The sequence below is a fragment of the Luteibacter sp. TLI7-4A genome (assembly GCF_056754745.1).
The window spans coordinates 373,863-388,321 of sequence record NZ_JBPGWO010000001.1; the positions used below are offsets into that span (position 1 = coordinate 373,863).

General features: G+C 66.1%; 15 protein-coding genes. 6 read left to right on the forward strand and 9 right to left on the reverse strand.

Features of this window, described 5'->3' with window-relative positions; all coding sequences use genetic code 11:
- Nucleotides 1–9 precede the first annotated feature (9 nt).
- From tssA to miaB, 7 genes are all read right to left on the reverse strand, one after another.
- Nucleotides 10–1,038 carry a type VI secretion system protein TssA gene (tssA, locus tag ACR9Y6_RS01720; protein ID WP_481279718.1) on the reverse strand — a complete coding sequence of 343 codons (1,029 nt, stop codon included), beginning with the start codon at nucleotides 1,036–1,038 and terminating at the stop codon, nucleotides 10–12.
- Nucleotides 1,025–2,008 carry a LysR family transcriptional regulator gene (locus ACR9Y6_RS01725; protein WP_481279719.1) on the reverse strand — a complete coding sequence of 328 codons (984 nt, stop codon included), beginning with the start codon at nucleotides 2,006–2,008 and terminating at the stop codon, nucleotides 1,025–1,027. The genes tssA and ACR9Y6_RS01725 overlap by 14 nt, the downstream gene beginning before the upstream one ends.
- Before the next feature lie 268 nt (nucleotides 2,009–2,276).
- Nucleotides 2,277–3,506, reverse strand: coding sequence for a lipoprotein N-acyltransferase Lnb domain-containing protein (locus ACR9Y6_RS01730; RefSeq protein ID WP_481279720.1), 1,230 nt, complete (start codon nucleotides 3,504–3,506; stop codon nucleotides 2,277–2,279).
- Between the two features lie 32 nt (nucleotides 3,507–3,538).
- A complete protein-coding gene (locus tag ACR9Y6_RS01735) occupies nucleotides 3,539–4,390 on the reverse strand; it encodes an HlyC/CorC family transporter (RefSeq protein ID WP_481279721.1) in 852 nt (283 codons plus the stop codon).
- An 80-nt stretch (nucleotides 4,391–4,470) separates the two neighbouring features.
- Nucleotides 4,471–4,932 carry an rRNA maturation RNase YbeY gene (gene ybeY / locus ACR9Y6_RS01740; RefSeq protein WP_481279722.1) on the reverse strand — a complete coding sequence of 154 codons (462 nt, stop codon included), beginning with the start codon at nucleotides 4,930–4,932 and terminating at the stop codon, nucleotides 4,471–4,473.
- A complete protein-coding gene (locus ACR9Y6_RS01745; RefSeq protein WP_481282671.1) occupies nucleotides 4,929–5,906 on the reverse strand; it encodes a PhoH family protein in 978 nt (325 codons plus the stop codon). The genes ybeY and ACR9Y6_RS01745 overlap by 4 nt, the downstream gene beginning before the upstream one ends.
- A 5-nt stretch (nucleotides 5,907–5,911) precedes the next feature.
- Nucleotides 5,912–7,261, reverse strand: coding sequence for a tRNA (N6-isopentenyl adenosine(37)-C2)-methylthiotransferase MiaB (miaB, locus tag ACR9Y6_RS01750; protein ID WP_481279723.1), 1,350 nt, complete (start codon nucleotides 7,259–7,261; stop codon nucleotides 5,912–5,914).
- A gap of 159 nt (nucleotides 7,262–7,420) precedes the next feature.
- Here miaB and ACR9Y6_RS01755 point away from each other — a divergent pair, with 159 nt between their 5' ends.
- Nucleotides 7,421–8,551 carry a lytic transglycosylase domain-containing protein gene (locus ACR9Y6_RS01755; RefSeq protein ID WP_481279724.1) on the forward strand — a complete coding sequence of 377 codons (1,131 nt, stop codon included), beginning with the start codon at nucleotides 7,421–7,423 and terminating at the stop codon, nucleotides 8,549–8,551.
- A 142-nt stretch (nucleotides 8,552–8,693) separates the two neighbouring features.
- Here the strand turns inward: ACR9Y6_RS01755 and ACR9Y6_RS01760 are convergent, their stop codons facing one another.
- Nucleotides 8,694–9,878, reverse strand: coding sequence for a S1C family serine protease (locus ACR9Y6_RS01760; protein ID WP_481279725.1), 1,185 nt, complete (start codon nucleotides 9,876–9,878; stop codon nucleotides 8,694–8,696).
- 236 nt (nucleotides 9,879–10,114) lie between these two features.
- Here ACR9Y6_RS01760 and petA point away from each other — a divergent pair, with 236 nt between their 5' ends.
- From petA to ACR9Y6_RS01785, 5 genes are all read left to right on the forward strand, one after another.
- Nucleotides 10,115–10,714 carry a ubiquinol-cytochrome c reductase iron-sulfur subunit gene (gene petA / locus ACR9Y6_RS01765; RefSeq protein ID WP_426285239.1) on the forward strand — a complete coding sequence of 200 codons (600 nt, stop codon included), beginning with the start codon at nucleotides 10,115–10,117 and terminating at the stop codon, nucleotides 10,712–10,714.
- On the forward strand, nucleotides 10,714–12,015 hold the full coding sequence (locus tag ACR9Y6_RS01770; RefSeq protein WP_481279726.1) for a cytochrome b: 1,302 nt from the start codon (nucleotides 10,714–10,716) through the stop codon (nucleotides 12,013–12,015). Before petA ends, ACR9Y6_RS01770 begins: the two co-directional genes overlap by 1 nt.
- Nucleotides 12,008–12,763, forward strand: a complete 756-nt coding sequence (locus ACR9Y6_RS01775) for a cytochrome c1 (protein WP_481279727.1) — start codon at nucleotides 12,008–12,010, stop codon at nucleotides 12,761–12,763. The genes ACR9Y6_RS01770 and ACR9Y6_RS01775 overlap by 8 nt, the downstream gene beginning before the upstream one ends.
- Nucleotides 12,764–12,834: 71 nt before the next feature.
- The gene (locus tag ACR9Y6_RS01780) at nucleotides 12,835–13,479 is read left to right on the forward strand and encodes a glutathione S-transferase N-terminal domain-containing protein (protein ID WP_306850284.1); all 645 of its coding nucleotides are present in this window, start codon (nucleotides 12,835–12,837) and stop codon (nucleotides 13,477–13,479) included.
- Nucleotides 13,480–13,602: 123 nt separating this feature from the next.
- Complete coding sequence (locus ACR9Y6_RS01785; protein WP_481282672.1) at nucleotides 13,603–14,034, forward strand: ClpXP protease specificity-enhancing factor; 432 nt, start codon at nucleotides 13,603–13,605, stop codon at nucleotides 14,032–14,034.
- A gap of 12 nt (nucleotides 14,035–14,046) precedes the next feature.
- Here ACR9Y6_RS01785 and ACR9Y6_RS01790 read toward each other — a convergent pair whose 3' ends face one another.
- Nucleotides 14,047–14,442: a DUF3301 domain-containing protein gene (locus tag ACR9Y6_RS01790; protein ID WP_426285235.1), complete on the reverse strand. Its 396-nt coding sequence runs from the start codon at nucleotides 14,440–14,442 to the stop codon at nucleotides 14,047–14,049.
- Nucleotides 14,443–14,459 lie beyond the last annotated feature (17 nt).

Sequence of the window (14,459 nt, forward strand, 5' to 3'; positions counted from 1 at the left end):
CGCGGCCGGTCAGCCGTCGCTGTCGCCGGCCAACACCTGGAATTCGGGAAGCCCGCCGGGCGCGATGGCCTTGAGCAAATCGGCGAAACTCAGGCCGACCAGCTGGCTCGCCCGGCGCAACAGCGGCGGGACGGGACTCGACGGCTCGTGGACGGCGTACCACGCGCAGATCTCGTCGAGCAGACGAACCACGTCGGCCGTTCCGCGAATAGGACCACGGGTCGCGGTGGAGGAGGCGGATGTCGTATCCGGTGCGTCGTCACCGTGCGTGGCCCCATCGTCGCCCGCATCGACGTCCATCCCTGGTAGTCGCGAAGCCACCAGGGCTTGCAGGAAGGCGTGCAACTCGCGCAGGTCGCGCAACAAGGCGTCCAGGTCGGGTCCCATGCCGGGCGTGCGTTCCTCGAACGTCTTGCCGATCGCCTGCACGTGATCCAGTGCGGCCACGACGCTGTCGTGGATACGCCGCAGATCCTCCACGTCGGCCTGCTGCGCGACGAGGTCCACGTGTTCTTGGGACACCGGTGGGCTGTCGCCGCCATCGGACTTCAACGTGCCGTTGAGCACGCGCAGATCGCGCAGGGAGAAGCCGCCGATACGCTCGGCGTGGAGCAGCGGTGCACGACGCAGGTGGGGCAGCATGCCGTCCGTGGATGCCAACGCGGCGAGCGCGTTGATCCGTTCGAGCGGATCGCCATCGTCCAGCCGTGGGTGGACCTCGTCCCAGTAGCGCTCGAGCAGGCCACGGACGAGGCCCATGCCATCGGACCAGGCCGGAAGGCCGCCGGTCTTCAGCCACGCGTTGGCCAGGTGCATGGCGACACGCACGTCGCGTGTCCGCTGGGCCACGGTCTCCGCATGCTGTGCCACGTCGCGCCAATCCGGTTCCTCCGCTTGCCGCACCGTATTGCCCACCGCGCGTTCGGGCGTCACGGCGGCCAGCGATTCGAGCGTGAGGAAAAGAGCGTCGTATTCGAGGTTGGGACCGCAAGGCGCATCGGCGTCCAGCGGGGAAAGCAGTGCCTCAGTGATATCCATCGCGGACTCGCTCGATGATCGGGAACAGGGGTTTGGGTGGCTCCGCGTGTCGCGTGGGGTGCAGGCGGTGGCTGACGCGGATGAGCTCGTCGCGCAGCCAGCGGTGCGCGGGTTGTTTGTCGAGGCGGCTGTGCCATGCCATCGCCAGCGACATGTCCGGCATGTCGAAGGGAATGGCGTAGGCCTCCACGCCGGGCCCGACGGCTTCGACCATGCTTTGCGGCAGAGTGCAGACGAGGTCGGTGGCGCGCAGGATCGGGCCGACCGTATCGCCATGCGGCGCCGAGACCAGCACGTCGCGTACAAGCCCCAACTCTTTCAGGCGGACATCCATCAGGCCGTACATGCGCCCGGACGTGGAGACGATCAGGTGCCCGAGCGCGCAGTAGTCCCCGATGGTCAGCGGCTGCGTGCCGCGAGGGTGCCCCGTGCGTTGCAGCATGACGAATTCGTCGGCCATCAGCGAACGCATCTTCAGCGAGGACGGTAGCTGTTCGTTGGGAGCAAGGAGGATGTCGATCTCGCCGCTTTCGAACTGGGCCAACACGTCCGCGTCTTCCCAGCCCGTGCGGAAAGCCAGCCTGAGTTCGCGGTTCCGCTGCTCCTGGAACGCCTGGATCAATGGCTTGGCGAAGGTGCTCACGGCGCTGAACGATCCGCCGATGCGGAAGGTCGCCGCGTCGCGCGTGGGATCGAACGTGCCGTTCGGATCGCCCAGCGTGCCTAGTTGGGACAGCGCATCGCGCAGGGCGGCCGCCATTTCTTCCGCCTTCGGCGTGGGCACCATGCCTCGTCCCGTCTCGGACGGCACGAGCAAGGGGTCCTTGAACAGCCGGCGCAGCCGCGCCAACTGGGCGGAAAGCGCCGGCTGGCTCACATGCAGCTTCGACGCGGCACGCGTCACGTTTCGTTCTTCCAGGAGCATGTCGAGGGACACGAGGAGGGGGAGGTCACTCGGTTTCAGGTTCATCGATTGCGGTACACCGTTCACCTGTGGGGACAAGTGCAGATGTCTGGCGCGGGGGTTTATTCCCTTTGCCGCGCGCCGGAAAGATGGAAGCGGACGTATTCCGTGACGTGGTCCGCATTTCCACCAGCTTGGCGCCTGCTGTCGGGCTGGCGTCCAGCGTATTTCTTCTTCGGAATTCGGACGTCCATTTGCACCCAAGCGCGCGCGCCCGTCAATTACCCGAAAGAAGGTAGCGGGGTGAGTCGATTTGTGTCGTGGCGAGCGTTTTTCAGTCGTGGCGACGACAGAAGCTTGCGAAAAGCGCGGCCCAGCAGGGCAGGGCGAACAGTATCCAGGGCAGGTTCCGTTGCGGGAAATCCGGCCACAGATGGAGCAGCAGGCCGATCGTGCAAGCGCCCAGGGAGAGCGTGGCGATGCGGGGGGCGAGGCGTCCCATGGGCCTGCCCGCGCGACGCAGGCGCCAGATCGCCGGCAGCAGCAGGAAGGCGAGTGGCTGGAACGCGAGCAGGTTGAAATTGCCCCAGGCGGAGCGGTGCAGGGTCAGGGCCCACAGGCCCAGCATGAACAACCCCGCGACGCCGGCGAACACGGTGAACAGCGTACCGGCGGCCACGAAAATGCCGCGCGCCACGCGGTGCCTGGTGAAGAAGGGCAGGGCGAGCGGAATCGCCAGGAGCAGCCCTGCGCCGAACAGGGGCCAGCGCAGGTCGGGCGCCTGTTCCGGTGGTGGATCGAGGCGGGCAGGCGCGATGGTGGTCTCGTCCACTACCAGCGGCCGTGCCGCGTCGCCTTCGCCGATGCGCACGTTGCGCAGTTCCGCCTCGAGCGTCATCGGCAGGAAGGCTTCCTTCCATGCCGTCATCGGCTGGTCGGCGTAGGGCCCCAGGCCAAGGTCCATGCCGAGCATCAGCAAGGGCTGGTTGCTCATCAGCCGCGCGGTCTGTTCACGGAAGGTCATGCCGCCGGGCTTGTCGCGCAGCTGGTCGCTCAACGCGCCATCGAGGGCGTCGTCCAGGGCGTCGCGGACGCGGGTAGTGCAGTTGTCGACGTAGTAGTCGTAGTGGTAGCCGGCGTTTTCCGGACGAATGTTCCAGAGCAGGAAGCGGCGCAGTCTTTCCTTCTGCGCATCGTCCAGCGCCAGGCGCTGGCGGCGTACGTAGCGGCCTTCGCCCGCGTAGAAGTCGATGTCTGACTGCGTGGTTTCCGCATCCATGCGGTAAGCCATGATTCCCCGCGCGAAATTGAGCAGGAAGCCCTTCTGGTCGAAATCGAACACGCCATAGTTGAACGCGACCGACTCGCCACTGACCGTGTCCCGCACTTCCAGCGCGTCGTGCCCGAAGCGCTCCCAGTAGATATCGCCGGGACCGTAGGTCATCAGCGATATCTCGAGGTTGGCGGCAGGCGCGTCGACGATCCCCGCGCGGGCGACAGGGGCGAGGCACAGGACCAGCAGCAAGAGCAGGAGGTAACGCGTTGGCTTGTGCGGGATGGCCACCGAAGCGGCCTCCACGGGTGCGGCGGTAGCGATCAGCCTTCTCCGTTGGCGCGGGCGACGTGGAACTGCTGCACGCGGCGGTCGTCGGCTTCGGTCACACGGAATTGGAAGCCGCCCACGGTGATTTCTTCCCCGGCGGCCGGAAGGTGGCCGAACTCCGAGGTGATCATGCCGCCGATGGTGTCGAATTCCTCGTCGGAGAAGTGCGCACCGGCCACCTCGTTGAAGTCGGCGATGGGGGTGAGCGCGCTCACTGCGAAGCCGCCTTCCTCCAGGGGCTGCACCAGCACCGGATCTTCCTCGTCGTCATGCTCGTCGTCGATCTCGCCGACGATCTGTTCGAGGACATCCTCGATGGTGATGAGGCCAGCGACACCGCCGTACTCGTCGACCACCAGCGCCATGTGGTTGCGCGTGAGGCGGAATTCCGCCAGCAGCACGTTCAGGCGCATCGATTCGGGAATCAGCACGGCGGGACGGAGCAGGGCGCGCACGTCGCAGCCTTCGCTCTGGCCGAAATACTTCAGGAGATCCTTGGCCAGGAGGATGCCAAGCACCTCATCCTTGTCTTCGCCATGCACGGGGAAGCGCGAGTGACCGGATTCGACCACGGCGGCGAGGATTTCGGGGAGGGGGGCGTCGACCGGCAGGCTGACGATCTGGGCGCGGGGCACCATCACGTCGTCGACACTGAGCTCGGTCACCTTGATCGCACCCTCGACCATGGTCAGGGTGTCGTTCGAGAGCAGGCCGTTGACCTGGGCGTTGCGCAGTTCTTCGATCAGTTCGTCGCGGTTGCGCGGCTCGCCGGAAAACAGATGGCCCAGGCGGTCCCACCAGGATCGGTGAGCCGGGCCGTTGGTACTACCAGGGTCCTCGTTCATTACTCTTTGGAGTTCTGCCCTATGGGGCGGAAGGGTCAGTCTAACGGAATTCGTGTGACGGTTCAGGAAGAGGGGCGGCCTCAAGCCAGATAAGGGTCAGCGATGCCCAGCCCCGCCAGCACCCGGGTCTCCAGCCCCTCCATCGCCTCGGCCTCGGCTTCCTCGATGTGGTCGTAACCCAGCAGGTGCAACGTGCCGTGGATGGTGAGGTGGGCCCAATGATCGACTGGTTTCTTGCCCTGTTCGGCGGCCTCGCGGGCGACCACCGGGGCACAGATCACCAGGTCGCCGATCAGCGGCAGGTTCAGGCCGGGCGGCAGGTCCGCGGGAAACGAGAGGACGTTGGTGGCGTAGTCGCGCCCGCGATATTGCAGGTTCAGCGCGCGGCCTTCATCGGCATCGACGATGCGGATGGACACCTCGGTGGCCTTGCGCCGGCGCGCGCCCTTGAGGGCGGCCTCCACCCAGCGGCGGAAACTGGCCGGGGCGGGCACGCCCCGGCGTGACGTGGCATAGCCCACGGCCACATCCGTCGAACTCACCGCTCGTCGTCCTGTTTCTGCTCGAAGGCCTCGTAGGCGCGGACGATCTTCGCCACCAGCGGATGGCGAACCACGTCACGCGAGGTGAAGAAGGTGAAGCTGATGCCCTCGACGCCGCGCAGCACCTCGATGGCGTGGCGCAACCCGGAGCGGACATGACGCGGCAGGTCCACCTGGGACACGTCGCCGGTGATGACCGCCACCGAGCCGAAGCCGATACGGGTCAGGAACATCTTCATCTGTTCGACGGTGGTGTTCTGCGCTTCGTCGAGGATCACGTAGGCATCGTTGAGCGTGCGGCCGCGCATGTAGGCCAGCGGCGCGATCTCGATCACGTTGCGCTCGATCAGCTTGGATACCTTCTCGAAGCCGATCATCTCGTAGAGCGCGTCGTAGAGCGGGCGCAGGTACGGATCGATCTTCTGGCTGAGGTCGCCGGGCAGGAAGCCGAGCTTCTCGCCCGCTTCCACCGCCGGGCGCACCAGGAGCACGCGCTGCACGCGGTTGGCTTCCAGTGCCTCGACGGCGCTGGCCACGGCGAGGTAGGTCTTGCCGGTGCCGGCTGGGCCCACGCCGAAGTTGATGTCGTGCGTGGTGATCGCGTGCAGGTAACGGGCCTGGTTGGGGCCGCGGCCCTTGATCACGCCACGCTTGACCTTGATGACCACGTCTTGCGCGGACTCGGCGGCTTGCTCGTTCAGCGCATCGATGCCGGATTCGGCCAGGCGGACGTTGATCGTCTGTCCGGTGAGGGTCTCGGTCTCGGTGGCGTCGTAGAGCACACGCAATACCTGTTCGCCGGCCTTGGCCGAGGCCTCGTCGCCGATCACGCGGAACAGGCTGCCGCGATGGTCGATCTCGATGCCCAGGCGCAGCTCGATCTGCCGGATGTGCTCGTCGAGCGGTCCACAGAGATTGGCGAGGCGGGTGTTGTCTTCGGGATCGAGGGCGAAATCGCGCTGGGAGAGGGTCATGGCGTTCACGAGGCGAGCGCCACCTCGTCGTCGAGGCGGACCCGGCCGCGCAGCGAGTTCGACATCGCCTCGGTGATCACCACGTCGACGAACTGGCCGATCATCCGCGCATGGCCGGGGAAGTTCACGTAGCGCATGTTTTCAGTGCGTCCGGTCATTTCGTTCGGGTTCTTCCGGCTGGGTTTCTCGACGAGCACGCGTTGCACCGTGCCGATCATCGCTTCGTTGATCTTGCGCGCGTTCTCGTTGATCGCCGCCTGCAGGCGGGACAGCCGTGCATGCTTGACCTCGGCCGGGGTCTCGTCGGCAAGGTTCGCCGCCGGCGTGCCCGGCCGCGAGGAGAAGATGAAGGAGAAGCTCTGGTCGAAGCCGATATCGTCGATCAGCTTCATCGTCTTCTCGAAGTCCTCGTCGGTTTCACCGGGGAAGCCCACGATGAAGTCGGACGAAATGCAGATATCAGGGCGCACCGCGCGAAGCTTGCGGATGCGCTGCTTGAACTCGATCGCCGTGTAGCCGCGCTTCATGGCCGCGAGGATGCGATCGGAGCCGGCCTGGACCGGGAGGTGCAGGTAGTTGGCCAGCTGCGGCACGTTGGCGTAGGCCTCGATCAGCGAGTCGGAGAACTCCAGCGGATGCGAGGTGGTGAAGCGGATGCGGCCGATGCCCTCGATCTGCGCGATGGCGTGGATCAGTACGGCGAGGTCGGCGATGTCGCCGTCGTGCATGGGGCCGCGGTACGCATTGACGTTCTGGCCCAGCAGGTTGACCTCGCGCACGCCCTGTTCGGCGAGCTGGGCCACTTCCACGATCACGTCGTCGAAGGGACGGCTGATCTCCTCCCCGCGGGTATAGGGCACCACGCAATAGGAGCAGTACTTCGAGCAGCCTTCCATGATCGAGACGAAGGCGGTGGGGCCTTCGGCGCGCGGTTCCGGCAGGCGATCGAACTTCTCGATCTCCGGGAAACTGATGTCGACCTGCGCCTTGCCGCTGGCGCGCTGCGCCTCGATCATCTCGGGCAGGCGGTGCAGGGTCTGCGGACCGAAGACGAGGTCGACGTAGGGCGCGCGCTTGAGGATCGCTTCGCCTTCCTGCGAGGCCACGCAGCCGCCGACGCCGATCAGCACGGGCTTGCCGCCCTGCTTGTGCGCCTTCCAGCGGCCCAGCTGGCTGAAGACCTTTTCCTGGGCCTTTTCGCGAATGGAGCAGGTATTGACCAGGATGACGTCGGCCTCGGCCTCGTCCTGGGTCAGTTCCAGCCCATGCGACGCACGCAGCACGTCGGCCATCTTGGCCGAGTCGTACTCGTTCATCTGGCAGCCGTGGGTCTTGATGAAAAGCTTGCCGCTCATGGGCCGGGATACCGTGATTCGTGGGAGTTGACCGAACCGCGCAGTTTACGCCGCCCCCGCCCGCCTTGCCAGATGCCCGCCGTGGATCAATGACTTGCGTGAACATCGTCACGCTCGCGGCCCTTGGCAGGGGAGGGGCCCTCGGGCACACTCGCGCCCATGGTTCACGACGCGACGCCAGGGGAAAGCGCCGGCCATGCCGCCCGCCGTTTCCTGACATTCCGGCCCGCTCTGCGCAGGGCCGCGGGCGCCTGTGTCCTGCTGCTGGGCCTGCTGGCCGGGCCCGCCGTGGCCGGTTCCCTCTATAGATGTGTCGGTAGCACGGGCGAGACCGTGTTCTCCGGCAGCACGGCGGGTTACAAGGACTGCAAGCGGCTTGGCAGCACGGGGCCGGCACGCCCGGCGAAACCGGCCGTCGTGGCCGCGCCCGCGAAAGCTCCCGTCTTCGAACCGGTGGCCGAGGCGCCTTCATTGAAGGGCGTTTCCGGCAGCGTCGTGTCGGCTCCCGTGGCCACTTCATCGCTCGCCGGGGTGACCGGTGCGGTCGTGGGTGCCGAGGACGATGTTCCCGCACTGCCGCCGGTTACCGCACCCAAGGGCAGTTGGGACTACCGCGAATCGGCCACCAGCGACCTGACCGCCGCGGCGGCGCCCGCTTCGCCGAAGGGGTCTCGCGTGCTGCGCGGTGCCGTCTACCGGATCACGCGCGCCGATGGCGGGGTCGAATACACCAATATCCCGCCGGGCGGGGGCGCGAAGGGGCAGAGCATCAAGATGCTCTTTACCTATATCGCCACCTGCGCGGCCTGCGATGTCCATTCGAAGATCGACTGGAACAGCGTGGCGCTCAACCTGACCTCGTATGGCGACGCGATCCATGCGGCCAGCAACGAGTTCGGCGTGGATGAGGCCCTGCTGCGTGCCGTGATCCATGCCGAGAGCGCGTTCAACCCACGGGCGCTATCGGTCGCGGGGGCGCAGGGGCTGATGCAGCTGATTCCGGGCACCGCGCGCGACATGGGCGTGCTGGACGCCTTCGACGCCGACCAGAACATTCGTGGCGGGGCGCGTTACCTCGCCTTGCTGTTGCGCAACTTCAACGGCAACGAGCGTCTGGCCGCGGCGGCGTATAACGCCGGGCCGGGTGCGGTGCAGAAGTACAACGGCGTGCCGCCGTACGACGAGACCCAGGTCTATGTCGAGCGCGTGGGCGTGCTGAGGAAGCGCTACGGGGAGACCTTGCGGCATCGGCCGAGCGCCGGGGTGCCGTTGGCCGAGCGGGGTGCTTGAGGCAAGGGCAATCGCCGACAGGGTCGGCTCCCACCAGGTCACGGCTATCTTGTGGGAGCCGGCTATGCCGGCGATCCCGCGGCAGCGGGCAAGCTTGTGACACCTGGCATCGCCGCTGAAGCGGCTCCCACAAAAGGCGCGATCAGGGTTGCCGCAAGGCCTGCATCGGCGCGCTCGGTGGCCGCTGTGTCGGGGTGACCGTGGTGGCGAACGGCGCGCCGGAGCGCAAGCCCGACACCTGCACCGGAACACCCGGTTTCAGCGAAGCCTCGTGCCGGCGCAGGTCCGACGGGTCGAGGATGTCCTCGTCGCCCAGGCGCAGCAACACGTCGCGCTGCTGGATGCCGGCGAGGGCGGCCGGGCCGCCGGGCGAGACCTCGTTGACGACCACGCCGCGCGCCGCCGAGGGCAGGCCGCTGTCCGCCGATACGGGAACGGCGCCGTAGTCCGCGCCGATCCAGCCGCGTACCACGTGGCCGGTCTGCACGATCTGGTCGAGCACGTCGCGCGCGCTCTGCACGGGAATGGCGAATCCGATGCCCTCCGCGCCCACGGCCTGGCCGATCAGCGAGGTGTTGATTCCCACCAGTTCGCCATGGGCGTTGACCAGCGCGCCACCGGAATTGCCGAAGTTGATCGCCGCGTCGGTCTGGATGAAATTCTCCAGGCTCGACAGGTTGAGCTGGCGGCCGATGGCGCTGACGATGCCCATCGTCACCGTCTGCCCGATGCCGAAGGGGTTGCCGATCGCCAGGACCACGTCACCCACGCGGGGGCGGCTGTCCGCGTCGGTCATCCGGATGGCCGGGAGGTTGCCCGCATCCACCTTGAGCACGGCCAGGTCGGTCTCGTCGTCGGAGCCGACCACGCGGGCCTTGGCCACGCGGCCGTCGTAGAGCAGCAGCTGGATGTCGTCGGCGTTGGCGATGACGTGGTTGTTGGTCAGGACGTAGCCATCCTCGCTCACGATCACGCCCGAGCCGAGGTTCTGCTGCCGTCGCGTACGCGCCGGACCGGTGGGGACGCTGAAGATGCGCTGGAGCACGGGGTCCGAATACAGCTCGCGTGGCTGCTCGGTCACCAGCTTGTTCGCGTAGATATTTACGACGGAAGGGGCGGCCTTGGCCACGGCGTCGGCATAGGAGACGGGCCCTCCCGCCATGGTGGATGTCGATGTCGAGGCCTGCCCGCCCACCGGGGCAGGGGAAAAACGCTGACGGAGGAAGGCGCCGCTACCGGGCCAGAACAAGCCGATCACGAAGGCGACGGCGAGGCCGAGCACGACGAAGCGGGCGACGAAGGCGAGCGTGCGGGCGGCGTGTTTCATGAAAGAGCGAAGGGGTCCTGTCGTCGTCGCATCGCCTTGCCCACGAAGCGCAACCTGATTTTCCGCATCCAGGCGGTTCCGTGGCGGCCCCGGCCCCCGTAAGGGACAGGGTGGCGTTCAGTTTATTGTACGTGGCTGGTGCTGACGTTACACTGACGCGATTTGCGGAAGCCGATTTCCGAAAAGAGCCGGCGTTGGGGTCCGCATTCTCAATGGCATAAGTTCCGGAGAGCCTGATGGCGAACGAAGTCGTCGATCACGGGCGCCGTCGCTTCCTAACCGTTACGACAGCAGTTGTCGGCGGGGCGGGAGTGGTCGCGGCGGTCGTGCCCTTCATCAAGTCGTGGGAACCGAGCGCAAGGGCAAAGGCAGCGGGGGCGCCTGTCACGGTCGATATCAGTGCCATCGAGGCCGGCCAGAAAGTCACCTTTTCGTGGCGCAGCCTTCCGGTCTTCGTCGTCAATCGCACCAAGGACCAGCTGGCCCAGCTGAAGGGCCTCGAGCCCCGCTTGCTGGACCCGCAGTCGTCCGATGCGGCACAGCAGCCGAAGTACGCGACCAATGAAAACCGCTCCATCAAGCCCGAGTGGCTGGTGGTGATCGGCCTGTGCACCCACCTGGGCTGCGTGCCCGACTTCGTGCCGGACATCAAGCCGGAGCCGTTCGACGCGAACTGGAAGGGTGGCTTCTATTGCCCCTGCCACAAGTCGCGCTACGACTTGTCCGGCCGTGTCTTCAGCGGCGTGCCCGCGCCGAAGAACCTGCCCGTGCCGCCGTACCACTTCGTGGACGACACGCATATCCAGATCGGTGTCGACCCGCAGGAGGCAGGCTGATGGCTAATGTCCTTACCCGCATCGGCGACTGGGTCAACGAGCGCGCGCCGAACCTGGCGCCGACGTACCGGAAGCACATGACGGAGTACTTCGCGCCGAAGAACTTCAACCTCTGGTACTACTTCGGCTCGCTGGCGCTCCTGGTCCTGGTCAACCAGATCGTGACCGGCATCTTCCTCACCATGAACTACAAGACGAGTGCGCTGGAAGCGTTCAACTCCGTCGAGTACATCATGCGCGACGTGGAATGGGGCTGGCTGATCCGCTACATGCACTCCACCGGGGCCTCGCTGTTCTTCGTGGTGGTGTTCCTGCACATGTTCCGCGGGATCATGTACGGCTCGTTCAAGCGTCCGCGCGAGCTGGTCTGGATCCTCGGCATGCTGATCTTCCTGGTGCTGATGGCCGAGGCCTTCATGGGCTACGTGCTGCCGTGGGGCAACATGTCGTTCTGGGGCGCCAAGGTGATCATCTCGCTGTTCGGCACCATCCCCTACATCGGCAACTCGCTGGTGGAGTGGATCATGGGCGATTTCCTGCCCGCCGACGCCACGCTCAACCGCTTCTTCGCGCTGCACGTGATCGCGTTGCCGCTGGTGCTGCTGCTCCTGGTGGTCCTGCACCTGGCGGCGCTGCACGAGGTGGGTTCGAACAACCCCGACGGCGTGGACGTCAAGCACGGCCCGAAGGGCAACCGCTGGAACCCGGAAAAGCCGAAGGACAGCATCCCGTTCCATCCGTATTACACGGTGAAGGACATGGTGGGCGTGGGCTTCTTCCTCATCATCGCCGCGTTCATCATCTTCTTCGCGCCGACCTTCGGTGGCTGGTTCCTCGAACACGACAACTTCACCCCGGCGAACAACCTCGTCACGCCGAGCCACATCAAGCCGTCGTGGTACTTCACGCCGTTCTACGCGATCCTGCGCATGATCCCGTCGTTCTTCGGCACGGCGATCTGGGGCGTGATCGGCATGTTCGGCGCGATCCTGCTGCTGGCCCTGCTGCCGTGGATCGACAAGGGCGAGGTCCGCTCGGTGCGCTATCGCGGCCTGGGCTTCCGCATCGCCCTGGGCGTGCTGGTGTTCTCCTTCCTGGCCCTGGGCCTGGTCGGCGCCGGCGTCACCGCCGAGGTCATCCCCGAGTGGTTCCCGGGCGCGGACGTCACCACCTGGGAGAACGCCTTCGGCCGGCTCATGGTGCTTGGCTACTTCGGGTTCTTCGTATTCGTATGGATCTACACGCGCTTTGGCTTCGAGAAGACCAAGCCGGTTCCGGAACGGGTGACGCTGCATGATTAAGCGCTATATCTACTCCTTCGCCCTGGCGCTGGGCCTCGCGGCCGCCACGATTCCCGCCCTCGCCGCCGAAGGCGAAGAGGGCCTGGCCCCCGCCGGGACCAACGTGGCCGACCGGGCCTCGCTGCAGCGTGGCGCCAAGCTGTTCTTCAACTACTGCGTCGGCTGCCACTCGCTGAAGTACGTGCGCTACTCGCGTCTCGCCACCGACCTGGGCCTGTCCGAAGAAGAGGTGATGACCAACCTCAACTTCACCGGCGCGAAGTTCGGCGAGCCGGTGATCTCGCACATGCCGGCCGACAGTGCCAAGGCCTGGTTCGGCAAGGACCCGCCGGATCTCTCGCTGGAAGCCCGCGCCAAGGGCGTCGACTTCATCTTCAATTACCTCAACTCGTTCTACCTCGACCCGAGCCGTCCGGTCGGCTGGAACAACACGGTGTTCCCGAACGCCTCCATGCCCAACCCCCTGTGGGAGTTGCAGGGCTTGCAGTCGGCCGTCCATGGCGAGGCCAAGCCCGGCGAGGAAGCGGTGGTGGAGAAGCTGGAAATCACCACGCCGGGCCGGATGACGCCGGAACAGTTCCGCGGCGCCACCCGCGACCTGACCACCTTCCTCGAGTACGCGGCGGAGCCAGCGGCCCTTGAGCGCCAGTCCGTCGGCATCTGGGTGATCCTGTTCCTGGCCGGCCTGACCTTCCTCCTGTACCTTTTGAAGCATGAGTACTGGAAGGACGTTCACGAGAGTCACTGATTGATGTCCCGACGGGGCGGCCTCGCAGTCGCCCCGTTTTCGTTCAGGTAGCAGGGAGGGAGATCGAAAGCATGGTCCAGAACGCACGTTCGCGCTCGGCACTGACGCTCTATACCAGTGCCGACGATATCCATTGCCACCGTACGCGCCTCGTGTTGGCCGCCAAGGGCGTCGCCTACGACCGGATCATCCTGAAGCCCGACGAGCCCACGCCGGACCTGCTCGAACTCAATCCCTATGGGACGCTGCCGACCCTGGTCGACCGAGACCTCACTCTCTACGACCCGGCCGTGGTCGTCGAATACCTCGATGAGCGCTACCCGCATCCGCCCTTGATGCCGATCGATCCCTTGTCCCGCGCCCGTCTCCGCCTGGGCACGTGGCGGATCGAGAACGACTGGCTACCCGAGATCGAGGCGATCGGCGAGGGCGGCAAGGCGGCCGAGGGCGCGCGCAAGCGCCTGCGCGAGCACCTGTTGCTGTCCGTGCCCCTGTTCAGGGCTTCACGATTCTTCCTCAACCCGGAAATGAGCCTGATCGACTGCCTGGTCGCCCCGGTGGTCTGGCGCTTGCCCCACCTGGGCGTGGACCTGGGCAAGGAGGGCAAGCCGATCGTCGACTACGGCGAACGCCTGTTCCACAGCCAGGGCTTCGCCCGCAGCCTCACGCCGGAAGAACGCGATATGCGTCCGGACTTCAACTTCAGCGCCGGTTAGTTCCCAGGCGGCTCGTATCCCGTAAACTCTCTTCTTGGCCTTGCCCTGCCGGGGCTGGTGATTCCCGACCGACCGGCGGGTACGACGAGGACACTTTCCATGGATACGAACGAAAACGCGGGCATGACTTCGAACCGGCCCTACCTGCTGCGCGCCATCTACGACTGGATCAGTGACAACGGCTTCACGCCGTATGTCCTGGTCGATGCCGCCCAGCCCGGCGTGCAGGTGCCGGCCCATGTCGTGAAGAACGGGCAGGTCGTGCTGAACCTGGCGATGCGGGCGGTGGCCAACCTCGACCTGGGCAACGACCGCATCACCTTCCAGGCGCGGTTCTCCGGTGTCAGCCAGTCCATCGTCATCCCGATGCAGGCCGTGCTTGCCCTTTATGCGCAGGAAAACGGCCAGGGCATGATGTTCCCGGCCGACGAGAACGAAGCGCTCTCGGCGAATACGTCCGATGCGGCTGACGAAGCCCATGAAGCCCCGCCGCAGGCCGGGGGCGACGACGATCGCCCGAAGCGGGGCGCGCCGCATCTTCGAGTGGTCAAGTAATACGCTGGCGGCTCAGTGGAGCCGCCGACGGTCCGCCAGCGAGATGACGTTGCCGGTGTGTACCACCGAGTCGGTCGCCACCACGGTCTCCAGTTCCGGCGACCCCGACAGCGGCAACGAGAAGCTGGCCACCTCGTTCCCGGCCATCCACAGGCGTGCCGCCTGCCGCGATTGGCCATCCTCGCTCACCTCGAACCCGTAGCAGCGTTCCAGACGGCGCACGCCGTCGACACCCTGTAAGCGGATCGACCGCAGGCCTACGCTCTGGTCGAGCAATTGCAGGCCGTGCCGCTTGCACAAGGCTGTCGCCGCCTTCACGGCGACTTCGCGTGCACGGGTCAGCCGGTACCAGCTTGCGATGCCGGCGGCGAGGGCGAAGAGCCAGAAGAGATCGGTGAAGGAAGACATGGGGTCAGTGTGTGGCC

Coding starts and splice junctions, on each gene's coding strand:
- ACR9Y6_RS01760 (WP_481279725.1), bottom strand. CDS start 9,878: ATGAAACACGCCGCCCGCACGCTCGCCTTCGTCGCCCGCTTCGTCGTG.
- ACR9Y6_RS01755 (WP_481279724.1), top strand. CDS start 7,421: ATGGTTCACGACGCGACGCCAGGGGAAAGCGCCGGCCATGCCGCCCGC.
- ACR9Y6_RS01770 (WP_481279726.1), top strand. CDS start 10,714: ATGGCTAATGTCCTTACCCGCATCGGCGACTGGGTCAACGAGCGCGCG.
- ACR9Y6_RS01775 (WP_481279727.1), top strand. CDS start 12,008: ATGATTAAGCGCTATATCTACTCCTTCGCCCTGGCGCTGGGCCTCGCG.
- ACR9Y6_RS01780 (WP_306850284.1), top strand. CDS start 12,835: ATGGTCCAGAACGCACGTTCGCGCTCGGCACTGACGCTCTATACCAGT.
- ACR9Y6_RS01785 (WP_481282672.1), top strand. CDS start 13,603: ATGACTTCGAACCGGCCCTACCTGCTGCGCGCCATCTACGACTGGATC.
- miaB (WP_481279723.1), bottom strand. CDS start 7,261: ATGAGCGGCAAGCTTTTCATCAAGACCCACGGCTGCCAGATGAACGAG.
- ACR9Y6_RS01745 (WP_481282671.1), bottom strand. CDS start 5,906: ATGACCCTCTCCCAGCGCGATTTCGCCCTCGATCCCGAAGACAACACC.
- ACR9Y6_RS01725 (WP_481279719.1), bottom strand. CDS start 2,008: ATGAACCTGAAACCGAGTGACCTCCCCCTCCTCGTGTCCCTCGACATG.
- petA (WP_426285239.1), top strand. CDS start 10,115: ATGGCGAACGAAGTCGTCGATCACGGGCGCCGTCGCTTCCTAACCGTT.
- tssA (WP_481279718.1), bottom strand. CDS start 1,038: ATGGATATCACTGAGGCACTGCTTTCCCCGCTGGACGCCGATGCGCCT.
- ACR9Y6_RS01735 (WP_481279721.1), bottom strand. CDS start 4,390: ATGAACGAGGACCCTGGTAGTACCAACGGCCCGGCTCACCGATCCTGG.
- ACR9Y6_RS01790 (WP_426285235.1), bottom strand. CDS start 14,442: ATGTCTTCCTTCACCGATCTCTTCTGGCTCTTCGCCCTCGCCGCCGGC.